This is a genomic window from Streptomyces aurantiacus (genome assembly GCF_027107535.1).
Lineage (GTDB): Bacteria > Actinomycetota > Actinomycetes > Streptomycetales > Streptomycetaceae > Streptomyces.
The window spans coordinates 2,141,418-2,156,672 of the sequence record NZ_CP114283.1; the positions used below are offsets into that span (position 1 = coordinate 2,141,418).

Annotated in this window: 12 protein-coding genes and 1 tRNA gene; 5 read left to right on the forward strand and 8 right to left on the reverse strand. The window is 67.5% G+C overall.

The features are described from left to right. The first annotated feature begins 369 nt into the window (after positions 1-369). Both O1Q96_RS11145 and O1Q96_RS11150 read left to right on the forward strand, forming a co-directional pair. Positions 370-1,743 carry a pyridoxal phosphate-dependent decarboxylase family protein gene (locus O1Q96_RS11145; protein ID WP_269248012.1) on the forward strand — a complete coding sequence of 458 codons (1,374 nt, stop codon included), beginning with the start codon at positions 370-372 and terminating at the stop codon, positions 1,741-1,743. Further along, complete coding sequence (locus O1Q96_RS11150; RefSeq protein WP_269248013.1) at positions 1,740-3,161, forward strand: lysine N(6)-hydroxylase/L-ornithine N(5)-oxygenase family protein; 1,422 nt, start codon at positions 1,740-1,742, stop codon at positions 3,159-3,161. The genes O1Q96_RS11145 and O1Q96_RS11150 overlap by 4 nt, the downstream gene beginning before the upstream one ends. Positions 3,162-3,230: 69 nt before the next feature. Here the strand turns inward: O1Q96_RS11150 and O1Q96_RS11155 are convergent, their stop codons facing one another. Further along, complete coding sequence (locus O1Q96_RS11155; protein ID WP_269248014.1) at positions 3,231-5,039, reverse strand: bifunctional metallophosphatase/5'-nucleotidase; 1,809 nt, start codon at positions 5,037-5,039, stop codon at positions 3,231-3,233. A gap of 137 nt (positions 5,040-5,176) precedes the next feature. On the opposite strand from O1Q96_RS11155, the gene O1Q96_RS11160 reads away from it, so the two are divergent. Further along, positions 5,177-5,893 carry an SIMPL domain-containing protein gene (locus O1Q96_RS11160; RefSeq protein WP_269248015.1) on the forward strand — a complete coding sequence of 239 codons (717 nt, stop codon included), beginning with the start codon at positions 5,177-5,179 and terminating at the stop codon, positions 5,891-5,893. A 132-nt stretch (positions 5,894-6,025) separates the two neighbouring features. Then, positions 6,026-7,462 carry a pyruvate kinase gene (gene pyk, locus O1Q96_RS11165; RefSeq protein ID WP_269248016.1) on the forward strand — a complete coding sequence of 479 codons (1,437 nt, stop codon included), beginning with the start codon at positions 6,026-6,028 and terminating at the stop codon, positions 7,460-7,462. A gap of 10 nt (positions 7,463-7,472) precedes the next feature. Here the strand turns inward: pyk and O1Q96_RS11170 are convergent, their stop codons facing one another. Continuing rightward, a complete protein-coding gene (locus tag O1Q96_RS11170) occupies positions 7,473-8,261 on the reverse strand; it encodes a helix-turn-helix domain-containing protein (protein WP_269248017.1) in 789 nt (262 codons plus the stop codon). A gap of 87 nt (positions 8,262-8,348) precedes the next feature. After that, positions 8,349-8,431, reverse strand: a tRNA-Leu gene (locus tag O1Q96_RS11175). Positions 8,432-8,529: 98 nt separating this feature from the next. Between O1Q96_RS11175 and O1Q96_RS11180 the strand changes: the two genes are divergently transcribed. Next, positions 8,530-9,186 (forward strand): ANTAR domain-containing response regulator, encoded by a 657-nt coding sequence (locus tag O1Q96_RS11180; protein ID WP_269248018.1) that lies wholly within the window; start codon positions 8,530-8,532, stop codon positions 9,184-9,186. A gap of 99 nt (positions 9,187-9,285) precedes the next feature. On the opposite strand, the gene O1Q96_RS11185 is transcribed toward O1Q96_RS11180, so the two are convergent. The 5 genes from O1Q96_RS11185 to O1Q96_RS11205 all read right to left on the reverse strand — a co-directional run bounded on the left by O1Q96_RS11185 (position 9,286) and on the right by O1Q96_RS11205 (position 15,010). Next, a complete protein-coding gene (locus O1Q96_RS11185; protein ID WP_269248019.1) occupies positions 9,286-10,002 on the reverse strand; it encodes an ABC transporter ATP-binding protein in 717 nt (238 codons plus the stop codon). Next, positions 9,999-10,898 carry an ABC transporter ATP-binding protein gene (locus tag O1Q96_RS11190; protein ID WP_269248020.1) on the reverse strand — a complete coding sequence of 300 codons (900 nt, stop codon included), beginning with the start codon at positions 10,896-10,898 and terminating at the stop codon, positions 9,999-10,001. The genes O1Q96_RS11185 and O1Q96_RS11190 overlap by 4 nt, the downstream gene beginning before the upstream one ends. A gap of 5 nt (positions 10,899-10,903) precedes the next feature. Next, positions 10,904-12,727, reverse strand: a complete 1,824-nt coding sequence (locus O1Q96_RS11195) for a branched-chain amino acid ABC transporter permease (protein ID WP_269248021.1) — start codon at positions 12,725-12,727, stop codon at positions 10,904-10,906. 5 nt (positions 12,728-12,732) lie between these two features. After that, the gene (locus O1Q96_RS11200) at positions 12,733-13,665 is read right to left on the reverse strand and encodes a branched-chain amino acid ABC transporter permease (protein WP_269248022.1); all 933 of its coding nucleotides are present in this window, start codon (positions 13,663-13,665) and stop codon (positions 12,733-12,735) included. 109 nt (positions 13,666-13,774) lie between these two features. Continuing rightward, entirely contained in the window at positions 13,775-15,010 is a 1,236-nt protein-coding gene (locus O1Q96_RS11205; protein WP_269248023.1) for a branched-chain amino acid ABC transporter substrate-binding protein, read from the reverse strand. Positions 15,011-15,255 lie beyond the last annotated feature (245 nt).

The following is a 15,255-nucleotide window of genomic DNA, read 5'->3' on the forward strand; positions in this document are numbered from 1 at the left end:
CCGGCCGAGGCCTCCGCCCCCTCAGGGGCGCGGGGAACGGCGCGAGCAACCAAAACGAACCCGCAGCCGCCCCACACGCACAAGTCCCGCAGGGCGAACGCGGCGAAGCGGCCCGCACGATTCGCCCGGCCGAGGCCTCCGCCCCCTCAGGGGCGCGGGGAACGGCGCGAGCAACCAAAACGAACCCGCAGCCACCCACAGGCACAAGCCCCACACGCACAAGCCCCGCAGGGACCCGGCACGGATTCCCCGCACGGCAGTACCCACTTTCGGGTGCCGATCGTTGAACTCCCCGGGCACGTCGGCCCAAACGCGACAAGCTGAAAGCTTCCCGCTGGAAGCCCCCGCCGCGCGCCCCGGAGGACGACCATGAGCCCGCTCGCATCAGGCCCCCAAGGCCCGGACACCCTGCGACCGTTGCTCACCACAGTGCTCGACGCGCTACAGACCGGCACAGCCGCCCGCGGCGGCCCACTCCCGGCCGGCGGCCCCGCCGAGGTCGCCGCACGCCTGCGCGACGCCGTCGGCGACATCCTGCCGGACCACGGCGACGAGAACGCCCTGCGCACCCTCGTCCACGCCTTCACCGCAGGCGCCGCAGACCCCGCGCACCCCCTCTGCACGGCCCACCTGCACTGCCCACCCCTCGCCGTCGCCACCGCCGCCGACCTCGCCGCCTGCGCCCTCAACCCGTCCCTCGACTCCTGGGACCAGGCCCCGGCCGCCTCGGAGCTGGAAGCCCTCGTCACCAGAGCCCTCGCCACCGAGGTCTACGCACCGACCACCCGCACCACCACGAACCCCGACGCCCTCGTCACCACAGGCGGCACCGAAGCCAACCAGCTCGCCCTCCTCCTGGCCCGTGAAGCCCACGGCCACGTACAACTCGTCCAGGCCGCCAACGCCCACCACTCACTACACCGCGCCACCTGGCTCCTCGGCCTCCCCGAACCGGTCACCGTGCCCGCCCCCGCAGGCACCATGGACCCCGTCGCACTCCACGAAGCCCTCACCACACTCCCCGGCCCCGTCGTCGTCGCCGCCACCGCCGGCACCACCGACGCCGGCCTCATCGACCCGCTCCCCGAGATCGCCGCACTCTGCGAAACCCACGGAGCCCGCCTCCACGTGGACGCCGCCTACGGCGGAGGCCTCCTTTTCAGCGACCGCCACCGCCCCAAACTCCACGGCCTCCACCGCGCCCACACCGTCACCCTCGACCTCCACAAACTCGGCTGGCAACCAGTCGCCGCAGGCCTCCTCGCCGTACGCGACCCCCACGACCTCACCGCGCTCAACAACCAGGCCGACTACCTCAACGCCGACGACGACACCGAAGCCGGCCTGCCCGACCTCCTCGGACGCTCCCTGCGCACCACCCGGCGCCCCGACATCCTCAAGATCGCCGTCACCCTCAAGACCCTCGGCCGCACAGGACTGGGCGCACTCGTCGACCAGGTCTGCGCCCGCGCCGCCGAACTCGCCGAACTCATCCACCGGCACCCCCACTTCGAGCTCTACGACCGGCCCACCATCAGCACCGTCCTCTTCCGGCCCACCCACGCCACCGACGACACCGTCGCCGCCGTACGCCGCACCCTCCTCACCCAAGGCCGCGCCGTCCTCGGCCGCGCCCGACCGGACGACCGCCTCTGGCTCAAGGCCACCCTGCTCAACCCGCACACCGGACCCGGCGACCTGACCGCGCTCCTGGAACTCGTGGAAGGACACACCGCACGATGAGGCCGACGCCACCCCCCACGCCCCCCACCCGCCACGAACCCGAAGCCCCCCGCGACCTCGTCGGCATCGGCATCGGCCCCAACAACCTCTCCCTCGCCGCCCTCGCCCACCCCCTCACCGAACTCGACACCGCCTTCTACGAACAGCGCCCCACCTTCGACTGGCACCCCGGCCTCCTCCTCGAAGGCACCACCCTCCAAGTCCCCTTCCTCGCCGACCTGGTGACCCTCGCCGACCCCGCGAGCCCCTGGACCTTCCTCAACTACCTCAAGACCCGCGAACGACTCTTCCCGTTCTACTTCGCCGAGCGCTTCCACATCCACCGCAGCGAATACGCCGCATACTGCCGCTGGGTCAGCGACAGCCTCCCCGGACTCCACTTCGGCCACCAGGTCGACGCCGTCCGCTGGAACCCCGAACGCGACGTCTTCGAAGTCGACTTCACCCAACTCGACACCGACGGCGAAGCAGAAGCCCTCGGACGCACCTACACGAAGAACATCGCCCTCGGCATCGGCACCGCCCCCCACATCCCCGAACCGCTCCGCCCACTCGTCGAAGCACCCGGCGTCCCCGTCATCCACGCCGCCGACTACCTCCACCACCGCGACCGGTTCCTCACCGCCGACCACATCACCGTCATCGGATCAGGACAGTCCGGCGCCGAAGTCTTCCTCGACCTCCTCAGAAACCGCCCCGCCGGCCGGGAGAAGATCCACTGGCTCGCCCGAACCGAGGCCTTCGCACCCATGGAGTACTCGAAACTCGGCCTCGAACACTTCACACCCGACTACACGCGCTACTTCCACGACCTGCCCGAACCCGTACGCGACCGACTCGTCCCCGCCCAATGGCAACTCCACAAGGGCATCGACGCCGACACCATCGCCGCCATCCACGACGAGCTCTACCGCCGCACCCTCGACGGCGGCTGGCCCGAAACCGTCCTCACCCCCGGCGTCCTCGTCCGCACCGCGGGCCGCATCGCCACCACCAAGATCGAACTGCACCTCGAACACGTCCAGCAGGCCAGCCGCTCCCGCATCACCACCGACGCCGTCGTCCTCGCCACCGGCTACCGCGAACGCCCCCTCGGCGGAATCCTCGCCGGCCTCGACCCCTACATGCGCCGCGACGCCTCCGACCGCCCCAGGATCGACGACCGGCACCGCCTCGTCCTCGACCCCTCCGTCACCGGATCCGTCTACATCCAGAACGGCGAACGGCACACCCACGGCGTAGGCGCCCCCGACCTCGGCCTCACCGCCTGGCGCAGCGCCGGCATCCTCAACTCCCTGACAGGCAAAGACCCCTACCCCCTGCCGAACCGAACGGCCTTCACGACCTTCGGCCTCACCCCACAACCCCAGATCCCATCCGCCAGACAGCCCAGGATGCTCACACCCCTCAAGGACTGAGGGCCCACCCGACCTCCCCGCCGCCCCGAGGCGAACGAGAAAGCCGGACAGGCCCTCCAAACACACGCCCTAGAAGACGGGCGTCCCCTCACGCGTCAGCTTCCAGTCCACCGAAGCGAACTCCTTCGGGTCCAGCGAACCCTTCGCCGTCACCCACTCCGCGATCCGCGTACGGATCTCCGTCGACTCCGCCCACAGCTCCTTCGCCGACGCCACGTGCGGGAACGCCCCACCGCCGTTCGCCCGGTAGTTGTTCACCGCGAACACGAACTGCTGCGCGTCGTCCAGCGCCGCACCGTTGTAGGAAAGATTCCTGATCCGCGACCCGGCCGCCTGCGCGATGTCGATGTCGTACGTCAGACCCGACACGTAGTCGTAGTTGTAGTCCGGCCGGTTGCCCGCGTTCGTCAGCTTCTCCACGTCCACCGGCGCACCGGCCGCCGTCTGCGCGAAGTACTGCGCCGAGAACTCCAGGTACGCCCGCACCTGCGCACCCGTCATCAACTTCGCGACCAGCGTGTTGTCGTACACGTACAGACTCGACAGATCCCGGATCGTCACGTCCCCCGCCGGGATCGCCGACGTACGCGAGAACGGCGACGCCTGCGACAACACCGGCAGCGACGCGTACTCCGTACCCGCCAGCGCCGCCCTGACCACGTCCTCCTGCACCTTCGTGATCAGGTCGATGATCGGCGCATCCTTGTACCGCGCCTCCACCGTCGTCAGCGTCTCCGTCGCCGTACCGACCACCTGGTTGACGTACGCCACGACCACGTCGTGCTCGTCCTTCAGAAGCTTCGTGATCCTCGGGTCGTCCGCCACCGAGTTCGAGTTGCGGACCGACGCCGCCACCGACTCGACCACCCACCGGCCCTTCTCGAAGACCAGCTCGAAATCGAACAGCGACAACCGCTCCGCATACGCCAGCGGCTCCGACAGAACAACCGTCTTCCCGGTCTTCGCGTTCGTCACCTTCAGCTCGGGAATCTCCACATGCGCATGCCCCACCAGAATCGCGTCGATCCCCGGCACCTGCTGCGCCACCAGCGCCGCCGAGTTCTCGATGTACGGCAACTGGTCACCGTAGGACGACGTACCGGACGACCCACTGTGCGCCGACACGACAACCACGTCCGCGCCCATCGACCGCAGCTTCGGAACCCACTTCGCAGCCTGCTCCTCCAGCCCGGGAAAGACCAGCTTGCCCTGAACGTACGCCTTGTCCCAGATCGCGATACCCGGGTTGGTGAGACCGAGAACCGCGACCTTCACCGGCGGAGCACCCTTCACCTGGAACTTCTTGATGAAGTACGGAGGAAAGGCCGGCTTCAGCGTCTTCGCGTCCAGCGCGTTCGCACCGAGCAGCGGGAAACGGCACTGCTCCTCGAACTTCCGCAGCGTCTCGATGCCGTAGTTGAACTCGTGGTTGCCCAGCGCCACCGCGTCGTACCCGATGGCGTTCATCGCCTGCGCCATCGGATGCACCGGCCCGCCCTTGGCCGTGATCGGGTCGACCTTCGCGTAGTAGTACGTCAGCGGCGTGCCCTGGATCGTGTCACCCGCGTCCAGAAGCAGAGTGTTGCAGCGGCCCTTCTCCTTGCGCACCGCGTTCACCAGCGTCGAGATCCGCGCCAGCCCCTGCGCGTTGCCCGCCGCGTCCTTGTACTCCGCGTCCTTGAAGTAGTCCCAGTTGAAGACGTGCCCGTGCAGATCGGTCGTGCCCATCACCGTCAGCGAGTACCGCTTCGGCTTCGGCTTCCTGCCACCCGCCGCCACCGCCGCCTCCGCACTCGGCGCCACGACCGCCCCGGTCAGGGCGACACCGGCCCCGGTCACAGCGGACTTCTTCAGGAACTTCCGACGGTTCAACGGCATGGTGGGCACTCCTCGGGAACGGTGAACAACGCGCGTAGATTCTGACCCGCTCATGACGCACCGCAACACCCCCCACAGGTTTCGATCTGGTGACCGGCAGGAGCCGGAAACGGGCCGCCGGTGACAGAGTGGGACGTATGACCTCAGCCCACGAGGAACCAAGGCCCACCACCCCCTACGGCACACCCGAAGCCCCCCGCATCGCCGTCCGCGGCGAAGCCCACCTCGAAGTCGACCCCGAGATCGCCCGCATCGGCATCACCGTCAGCGCCCGCGGCACCGACCGCCGAGACGCCCTCGGCGACCTCACCCGCCGCAACACCACCGTCCTCGACCTGGTCAAAACCTACGGAAACGCCGTCGAAAAACTCGAGACCGGCGCCTTCTCCATCACCCCGGAACTCACCAGACACGGCCGCGGCGAACGCGTCCGCGCCCACCACGGCCGCGTCCACATCACCGCCGAACTCACCGACTTCACCGCCCTCGGCGAACTCACCACCCGCCTCGCAGACCTCGACCTCACCCGCGTCGACGGCCCCTGGTGGGCCCTGCGCCCCGACTCACCCGCCCACCGCCACGCCAGGCAACAAGCAGTACGCGAAGCCGTCCAACGAGCCCGCGAATACGCCGAAGCCCTCGGCGCGACCCTCACCGCACTCCTCGAACTCGCCGACATCGGAGCCGAGGACGCCCGCCCCTACGCCATGGAAGCCCAGTCCCGCTCCATGCGCACCATGGCCTTCGACGCCGCCGACCCCGACCAGCCCCCCGCCCTCGACCTCGAACCCGAACGCCAACACGTCCACGCACAGGTCAACGCCCGCTTCACCATGTCACCGCCCACCCTGTGAACACCCCCAGAAATGCTCGTCGGAGCACCCCGACGCCCACTTCAACACTTGGCAACAACCCTGTACGCAAAGGCCGTTGAGCAGTCACACAGCATCAATTCCCTACCCACCGGTAAGGCCTAGGCTCACACCATGCGCCGAGCAAAAATCGTCTGCACCCTGGGCCCCGCCACCGACTCCTACGACCAGATCAAGACCCTGGTCGAAGCCGGAATGGACGTAGCCCGCCTCAACCTCAGCCACGGCACCCACGCCGACCACGAGGAGCGCTACCAACGCGTACGCAAGGCCTCCGACGAAACCGGCCGCAGCGTCGGCATCCTCGCCGACCTTCAAGGCCCGAAGATCCGACTCGGCCGCTTCACCGAAGGACCCGTACTACTCGAACGCGGAGACACCTTCACCATCACCGTCGAAGAAGACGCCGAAGGCGACCGCCACACCTGCGGCACCACCTACCCCGGCCTCGCCACCGACGTCACCCCCGGCGAACGCATCCTCGTCGACGACGGCAAGGTCTGCCTCGAAGTCACCTCCGTCGACGGACCCCGCGTCCACACCACCGTCATCGAAGGCGGCATCGTCTCCGACAACAAAGGCCTCAACCTCCCCGGCGTCGCCGTCTCCGTCCCCGCCCTCACCGACAAGGACGAAGCAGACCTCCGCTGGGCCCTGCGCACCGGATGCGACGTCATCGCCCTCTCCTTCGTCCGCAGCGGACACGACATCGAAGACGTCCACCGCATCATGAAAGAAGAAGGCCGCCACCTCCCCGTCATCGCCAAAGTCGAAAAACCCCAGGCCGTCGACAACATCGACGACATCGTCGCCGCATTCGACGGCATCATGGTCGCCCGAGGCGACCTCGGCGTCGAAATGCCCCTCGAACAGGTCCCCGTCGTCCAAAAACGCGCGATCAAACTCGCCAAACGCAACGCCAAGCCCGTCATCGTCGCCACCCAGATGCTCGACTCGATGATCGACAACTCCCGCCCCACCAGGGCCGAGGCCAGCGACGTGGCCAACGCGGTCATCGACGGCACGGACGCCGTGATGCTCTCCGGCGAGACCAGCGTCGGCAAACACCCCATCGAGACCGTCCGCACGATGGCCCGCATCGTCGAGGCGGCCGAAGAGGACATCCTCGCAAAAGGCCTCCCCTCCCTCACCGAGCGGAACAAACCCCGCACCCAGGGCGGCGCGGTCGCCCGGGCCGCCGCCGACATGGGCGACTTCCTCGGCGCGAAGTTCCTGGTCGCCTTCACCCAGAGCGGCGACACCGCCCGCCGCCTGTCGCGCTACCGGTCACCCATCCCCCTCCTCGCCTTCACCCCGGACCCGGCGACCCGCTCCCAGCTGAACCTGACCTGGGGCGTCGAGACGTACCTCGGCCCGCACGTCGAAACCACGGACGCGATGGTCGACCAGGTCGACGAGCTGCTCCTGAAGTACGGCCGCTGCCGGAAGGGCGACATCGTCGTCATCACGGCCGGCTCCCCACCCGGAGTCTCCGGCTCGACGAACCTGGTCCGCGTCCACCACATCGGCGAGGACGACAGCCCCAAGTAGGGGCGTGGCGTCAGTACTTGGCGCCGACGTGGGCGTCCATGAGGGCTACGGAGGCTTTGCGGGCGACGGAGATGTTGTACGGGTCGCTGCCGCGGGCAAGGGTGGTCCACTCGACGCCGACCTTGTCGAGGGTGTCGCTGAAGAGCTTGCGGATGTCGTCCGACTTGTTGGAGAAGAAGTACCGGGGGTATTCGTAGCGCTTTCGTTCGCCAGCGACGAGCCGTGTCGTCCAGTTGATGATTCGGCACCCGTCGGAGTGGATGAGCCCGCGGATGAACTCCCAGGGGTGGGCGTCGACGATCTCCTGTTGCCAGGGTTCGAGGGCGATGCGGCGGTCGTGCTTCTTGCCGGGGCCGTGCTGGGGAAAGAGGCAATGCAGGTGCTTTGAGTAGACCTTTACGTTGTGGCAACCGATCTTGCGGACGCGGCAGACGGAGTTGTCGGGGAGGACCGCGCGCATGGCGAGTTCACAGTCGTCCAAGAGGCCGGGCCATGAATCGCAGCAGGTGATCATGAGGTTGGGCACGCGGTGCTCGGAGTAGTGGCTGATGTGGCCATCGCCCAAATACAGACCGAGCAGGTAGCTGTAGGCGGATTCATCCAGCTCCCGGCGGTCGCACCGGGGGCACTTGGGGTCGTGTTTCCCTCGACACTCGCCGCGTTTCGCTCGGTCCAGGTGCTTCCAGTAGCTGATCGTGCCGGGCGGGACGTTGAACGTCCGTGCCACGTCGGCGTTGCTCACGCCGTTTCGTAGGAGCGTGACTGCCTTTTGTCGCACCTCAGTGCCGTGGAAGTTCATGCGAACACTTTGTGTTACCAATCGCGACTGTGCGCAGCAAAATGCGGATGTTCACGAGAATGGGAACATCCGCTTGGCAGGAAAGTGTGCCGGGTGCGGGATTCGAACCCGCAAGCCCTCTCAGGCAGAGGTGTTTGAGACCTCCGTGTATACCGTTCCACCAACCCGGCCAGGCACTCACGGAAGTGTACCGGGTCACCGTATGACGCCGCCCCTAGGTAGGCTGCATGCACAGCAGCACCTGCCCGGCCCGTAACGAGGAGCCCCCGTGACCGCCCCCGAGTCGCCCCAGCCCGTGGACGCGCCCGACGACGACAAGTCGCACGTGCCTCCGCTGACGACCCGTGTCGTCATCGCCGAGGACGAGGCGCTGATCCGTCTCGACCTCAAGGAGATGCTGGAGGAAGAGGGGTACTCGGTCGTGGGCGAGGCCGGTGACGGCGAGGAGGCTGTCGAGCTCGCCAGGAAGCACCGTCCGGACCTCGTGATCCTCGATGTGAAGATGCCGAAGCTCGACGGCATCTCCGCCGCGGAGAAGATCGCGGAGGAGTCCATCGCCCCGGTGCTGATGCTGACGGCGTTCTCGCAGCGTGATCTCGTCGAGCGGGCGCGTGACGCCGGTGCGATGGCGTATCTGGTGAAGCCGTTCAGCAAGAGTGACGTGGTTCCGGCGATCGAGATGGCTGTTTCGCGGTTCACGGAGCTGAAGACGCTGGAGAAGGAGATCGAGGATCTCACCCAGCGTCTGGAGACGCGGAAGCTGGTGGACCGTGCGAAGTCGGTTCTGCAGACGGAGTACGGCCTGACGGAGCCGGCGGCGTTCCGTTGGATCCAGAAGACGTCGATGGATCGTCGTATGTCGATGCAGCAGGTGGCGGAGGCGGTCATTCTGGATGCGGACGAGAAGAAGGCCGCGAAGGACTGAGGTCCGTCCGAGCGGTTGTTCGTACGGCTGAGGCCCGCACCCCGGAAGATCGGGTGCGGGCCTCAGCCGTGTGCGGGGTGCTGGGCCGTGGTGTGCGGCTCAGTCCTCGCCGAGGTACGCCTTGCGTACCGATTCGTCGTGCAGGAGGTCCTGGCCGGTGCCGGAGAGGACGACGTTGCCGACTTCCATGACGTGTCCGTGGTCGGCGAGGGAGAGCGCCGCCTGGGCGTTCTGCTCGACGAGGAGGATCGTCGTGCCCTGGGACTTGAGTTCCGAGATGGTGGCCATGATCTTCTGCATCATGATCGGTGAGAGGCCCATGGAGGGTTCGTCGAGCATGAGCAGTTTGGGCTGCGACATGAGGGCGCGGCCCATGGCGAGCATTTGCTGTTCGCCGCCGGAGAGGGTTCCTGCGGCCTGCTTGCGGCGTTCCCCGAGGATGGGGAAGAGGTCGTAGGCGCGCTGGATGTCCTTTTCGATGCCTGGTTTGTCGCTGCGGAGGAAGGCGCCGAGTCGGAGGTTGTCCTCTATCGTCATGCGGGGGAAGATGTGCCGCCCCTCGGGGGAGTGGGCGAGTCCCAGGGCGACGATCTGGTGGGCGGGGGTCTTCTTGAGTGATTTGCCTTCGAACTTGATCTGGCCGCCGACGGGCTTGAGGAGGCCGGAGAGGGTGCGCAGGGTGGTGGTCTTGCCGGCGCCGTTGGTGCCGATGAGGGTGACCACTTCGCCGGCTTCGACCTTGAAGGAGATGCCCTTGACGGCTTCGATCTTGCCGTAGGCGACTCGGAGGTCCTCGACTTCGAGCAGTGCGGTCATCGGTCGGTCTCCTTGCGGGGCGCGGCGTCGGCTTGTGCTTCGGCCGCTTCGACCTCCGCGACCTCGGCGTGGCCGGGTGCGTCTTCGTAGGGTTCGCCGAGGTAGGCGGCGACCACTCGTTCGTCGCCCTGGACGGTGGCGCTGTCGCCTTCGACGAGCTTTTCGCCCTGGACGAGGACGGCGACGCGGTCGCAGAGGTTGAAGATGAACCGCATGTCGTGCTCGATGACGAGTACGGCGATGCCCATGTCGCGGATGGCGAAGACGAGTTCTTCGGTGGCGCGCGTCTCCTGCGGGTTCATGCCGGCGGTGGGCTCGTCGAGGAGGAGGAGTCCGGGTTCGCTGGCGAGTGCCCGTGCGATTTCGAGCTTGCGCTGTTCGCCGTAGGGGAGGTTCCTGGCGAGGTGGTCGCGCTTGTGGGCGAGGCCGATGAAGTCCAGGAGTTCCATGGCGCGCTCTTCGGAGGCTTTTTCGGCTTTTTTGAAGCCGGGGCCGCGCAGGAGTGCGGACCAGAGGCCTTCCTTGGTGCGGGTGTGGCGGCCGACGAGCACGTTTTCCAGGACCGTCATGTTGGCGAAGAGACGGATGTTCTGGAAGGTGCGGGCGATGCCGGCGGCGGTGACCTTGAAGGACTGGGCCGGCAGGACGGTGCCTTTGTACCGGACTTCTCCCTCGGTGGGGATGTAGAGGCCGGTGAGGCAGTTGAAGAAGGTCGTCTTGCCGGCGCCGTTGGGGCCGATGAGTCCGACGATCTCGCCGCTGTTGACGGTGAGGTTGACGTTGCGTACGGCGGTGAGGCCGCCGAATCGCATGGTGACGCCGCGTGCGTCGAGCACGGTCTCGCCGGGGGTGCTTGCGCCCGGGGTGGCGTCTTTGGTGGTGGTGTTGGTAGTCATCGTGGTCAGGCCCCTGCCTTGCTGAGGACTGTGGGGGCTTCCGCCTCGTCGTGGAATTCGAGCTGGCGGCGCCGGTTCGGGATGAGGCCTTCCGGACGGAAGCGCATCAGCAGGACGAGCGCGAGACCGAAGGCGAAGAGCTGGTAGTCGCCGAGGAACTGGAGCTTGGCCGGGATCAGGTAGAGCAGTGCGGCTCCGACGAGGGGGCCGCTGATGGTGCCCATGCCGCCGAGGACGACCGCTGCGAGCAGGAAGGCCGAGTTGGGCGGGACGACGTGGGCGAACTGGTACTGCTCGGGGGTCACGGTGTAGGTGACGTGTGCCTGGACGGTTCCGGCGAGGCCGGCGAGGGCGGCTCCGAGTGCGAAGGCGATGAGTTTGACGCGGAAGCCGTTGATGCCCATGGCGAGGGCGGCTGTCTCGTCTTCGCGGATGGCGATCCAGGCGCGGCCGATGCGGGAGTCGCTGCTGCGTCGGAAGACGATGACGACGACGAAGGTGATGAGGAGCATCAGCAGGAAGTAGTTGGCGAATCGCGCGATGGTCATTCCGGCGATGGTGTGTTCCTGGCCGAAGTCGAATCCGAGGATGTTGAGGTTCGGGATCGACGCGATGCCGTTGGAGCCGTTGGTGATGTCGGGGCCGCTGGTGCCGTCCATGTTGAGGACGCCGATGCGGAAGATCTCGCCGAAGCCGAGGGTGACGATGGCGAGGTAGTCGCCGCGCAGCCGCAGGGTGGGGGCGCCGATGAGGACGCCGAAGACCATGGCGACGGCGGCGCCGAGGAGGGCGGAGGCCCAGAACGGCAGGTGGATGTCGAAGGGTGAGGAGGGGGAGCCGGAGACCATGGCCGCGGTGTAGGCGCCGACGCCGAGGAAGGCGACGTAGCCGAGGTCGAGGAGTCCGGCGAGGCCGACGACGATGTTGAGGCCGAGGGCGACGGTGGCGAAGATCAGGATGTAGACGCCGATGGTCGCGTACTGGTCGTCGGACTGGGTGAAGGGGAAGGCGGCGGCTGCTGCGAACGCGCCGATCATCGTCACGTTGCGGTGCTTGGCGGTGAGTGCGGAGACTCGGCCGACGAGTCCGGCTTTGGCGGCGGCGGCGAAGCAGAAGCCGGCGGTGATGAGGAAGCCGACGAAGAGTTCGTCGTACTCGGTGCCGATGCCGTAGGTGAAGACGATCAGGCCGAGGGTGAGTGCCGCGCCGATGATGAGGATCTCGGCGTATGCGGGCAGTTTGCGGGCCGGGGCGGCGGTGCCGGAGGCGAAGGCCGCCTTGATGATGGTGCGTTCGTGCCGGGCCTTGTGGCGGAACTGCTCCCAGGCGGTGTCTTCGGGGTCGAAGGGATCCGGTGCCGGTCGTTCGAACGGCAGGGAGAGTGCGCCGAGGAGGGCGGTGAGGGTGGCGATGGCCGCGACCCAGCCGCCGGGTTCGAGGTTCGCGAGGCCGCCGAGCTGGGTGCTGATCGCGATGATCGTGTACCAGGCGGTGGCGAACGCGGCGAGTGCGGCGAGTTTGATGGCGCTGTCGGCGCCTGCCGGTGCCAGCCAGCGCAGGCCCTTGATGCCGTAGGAGGCGAGGCCGAGCAGGGCGGTGAGGGCGCCGCCGATGAGGACGAGGACCTGGAGGCCGCCGGGGTAGCCGTAGTAGGTGAGGTCGCCGGGGAAGGCGTCGGTCCAGGTCCAGGCGAGGAAGGCGGAGATGACGGTGAGGATGCCGCCGCCGGTGGCGAGGGCGCGTCCGAGGTGCGGCGGGATGCCGATGAGTCCAGAGGTGGCGCCGGAGGGGTCCTTGGCGAGCGTCTGGGTGGTGGTGTGTGTGGTCATCGGTGTCACGCCCTGTCCGCGACGCGCTCGCCGAGCAGGCCTTGTGGCCTGAAGAGGAGCACGAGGATGAGGAGTACGAAGGCCCAGACGTTGGCCCAGGACTGGCCGCCGAGCTGTTCCATGCCGGGGACGTCGGCGATGTAGGCGGTGGCCATGGTTTCGGCGAGGCCGAGGACGAGGCCGCCGATCATGGCGCCGTAGATGTTGCCGATGCCGCCGAGGACGGCGGCGGTGAAGGCCTTGAGTCCGAGGATGAAGCCCATGCGGAAGTCGATCTGGCCGTACTTGAGGCCGTAGGCGAGGCCTCCGACGGCGGCGAACGCGGCGCCGAGGGCGAAGGCGACCACGATGATGCGGTCGGTGTTGATGCCCATGAGCTTGGCGGTGTCCGGGTCCTGGGCGGTGGCCTGCATGCCGCGTCCGGTCCGGGTCTTCATGACGAAGTAGGCGAGGATCGCCATGCTGATGGGGGCGGCGGAGAACAGGAAGATGTCACCGGTCTGGAAGGTGACGCTGCCGATCTCGAAGGGGCCGCCCTCGATCTGCGGGAACGTGCGTGCCGACTTGGCGTTGGGGTACCAGGCCCACACCGCCTGCTGGAGGGCCAGGGAGAGGCCGATGGCGGTGATGAGCGGGGCGAGCCGTGGCGCGGTGCGCAGGGGCCGGTAGGCGAATCGTTCCGCGCCGACCGCCACGGTGGTGGCGACGAATACGGCGCCGACGAGCATGAGCGGCAGGGCGATCCACATGGTGGTGCCGTCGGGCAGTACGTACAGGTAGACCGTGAGCGCCCCGAAGGCGCCGGTCATGAAGATCTCGCCGTGGGCGAAGTTGATGAGCTGGACAATGCCATAGACCATCGTGTAGCCGATGGCGACCAGCCCGTACATGGATCCCAGTAGCAGGCCGTTGACCAGCTGCTGCGGCAGTTCGTTCACCGCATGTCCTCCGAGACGTTCGGATAGTCGAGGGATGTGACCGGATGCGAGTCCGCGCGGGGCGCCAGTGGTGCGGCGCCCCGCGCGGCTCGTGGGTGGTGCGGGTGGGTCAGTCCTTGTAGGTGCCGGACTTCACGGACTTCCAATCGGTGCCCTCGACCGAGTAGACGGTGAGCTGCTTGTTGGTCGCGTCACCGAACTCGTCGAAGGAGACCTTACCGGTCACGCCGTCGAAGGAGACGTTCTGCATGGCCTCGGTGACCTTGGCGCGGGCGTCGTCCGGGAGCTTGCCGTCGTTGTCCTCGACGACCTTCTTCACGGACTCGATGATCGCCCAGGCGGAGTCGTAGGAGTAGCCTCCGTACGCCTCGTAGGCCTCCTTGTAGCCCGCGGCCTTGTAGTTGGCGACGAACTCCTTGGCGGAGGGGAGCTCCTCGACCGGCGCGCCGACCGAGGTGGCGAGGTCGCCCTTGCCGCTGGCGCCGGCCAGCTTGATGAAGTCGGCGCTGTAGATGCCGTCACCGCCGACCAGCGGGACCTTGGCGCCGGCGGCCTTGATCTGCTTGCTCAGCGGGCCGGCCTGCGGGTACTCACCGCCGTAGTAGACGACGTCCGCCTTGGAGGTCTTCACCTTGGTGGCGACCGCGGAGAAGTCCTTGGTGTCGGGGTCGATGTGCTCGGTGCCGACGACCTTGCCGCCGAGCTTCTTGAACTCGTCGGTGAAGGTGGCGGCCAGGCCGGCGCCGTAGGTCTTCTTGTCGTCGATGACGTAGACGCTCTTCTTCTTGGCGTCGTTGTAGACGTACTGCGCGGCGAACGGGCCCTGGATGGCGTCCGTGGTCGCGGTGCGGAAGTACGACTTGTACGGGCGGGCCTTCGTGCCGCCGTTCCACTCCGTGCCCTGGGTCAGGGCCGGGTTGGTGTTGGCGGGGGAGACCTCGACGAGCTTGGCGTCGTCGAAGACCTTCTGCATGGACTCGGCCACGGAGGAGTTCAGCGGGCCGACGACACCGAGGACGTCCTTGTTGGCGACGAACTTGGTGGCGTTCTGCTGGCCCGCGGAGGGCTGCGCCTGGTCGTCGAGGGACTCGACCTTGAAGGTGACGCCCTCGACGGTCTTTTCCTTGTTGGCGGTCTTGGCGGCGAGGTCCACGGAGTTCTTGATACCGAGGCCCAGCGCGGAGAGGTCGCCGGTCAGCGGGGCGTCGACGCCGATGACGACAGTGGTGCCGCCGTCGCCGGAGTCCGAGCCGCCGCCGTCGTCGTCGCGCGAGCCACAGGCGGTGAGGGTGAGTGCTCCCGCCGCCAGTGCGGCGGTGATGGCGATGAGCGAACGTTGACGCACGATCAGCAGTCCTTTCCCTGGCGCGGCCGTTCCTCGTGGAACGGGCCGAGTCGAGCGCTGGGCCGAAAATTGTTCGAATCCGGTGGCGCGGTGACTGGCCGTGACTCTAAGCGGGTGAAGGGAACGTGGAGGAGAGTCTGACCCAGGCTGTGACGCTCTTGTTATGACACGAGGTAATGCAGAGCGGTACTCAGTGGGTGGATGGGCGGAATTCCGGCCGATTCGTCCTGTCCACATAGTGAGAA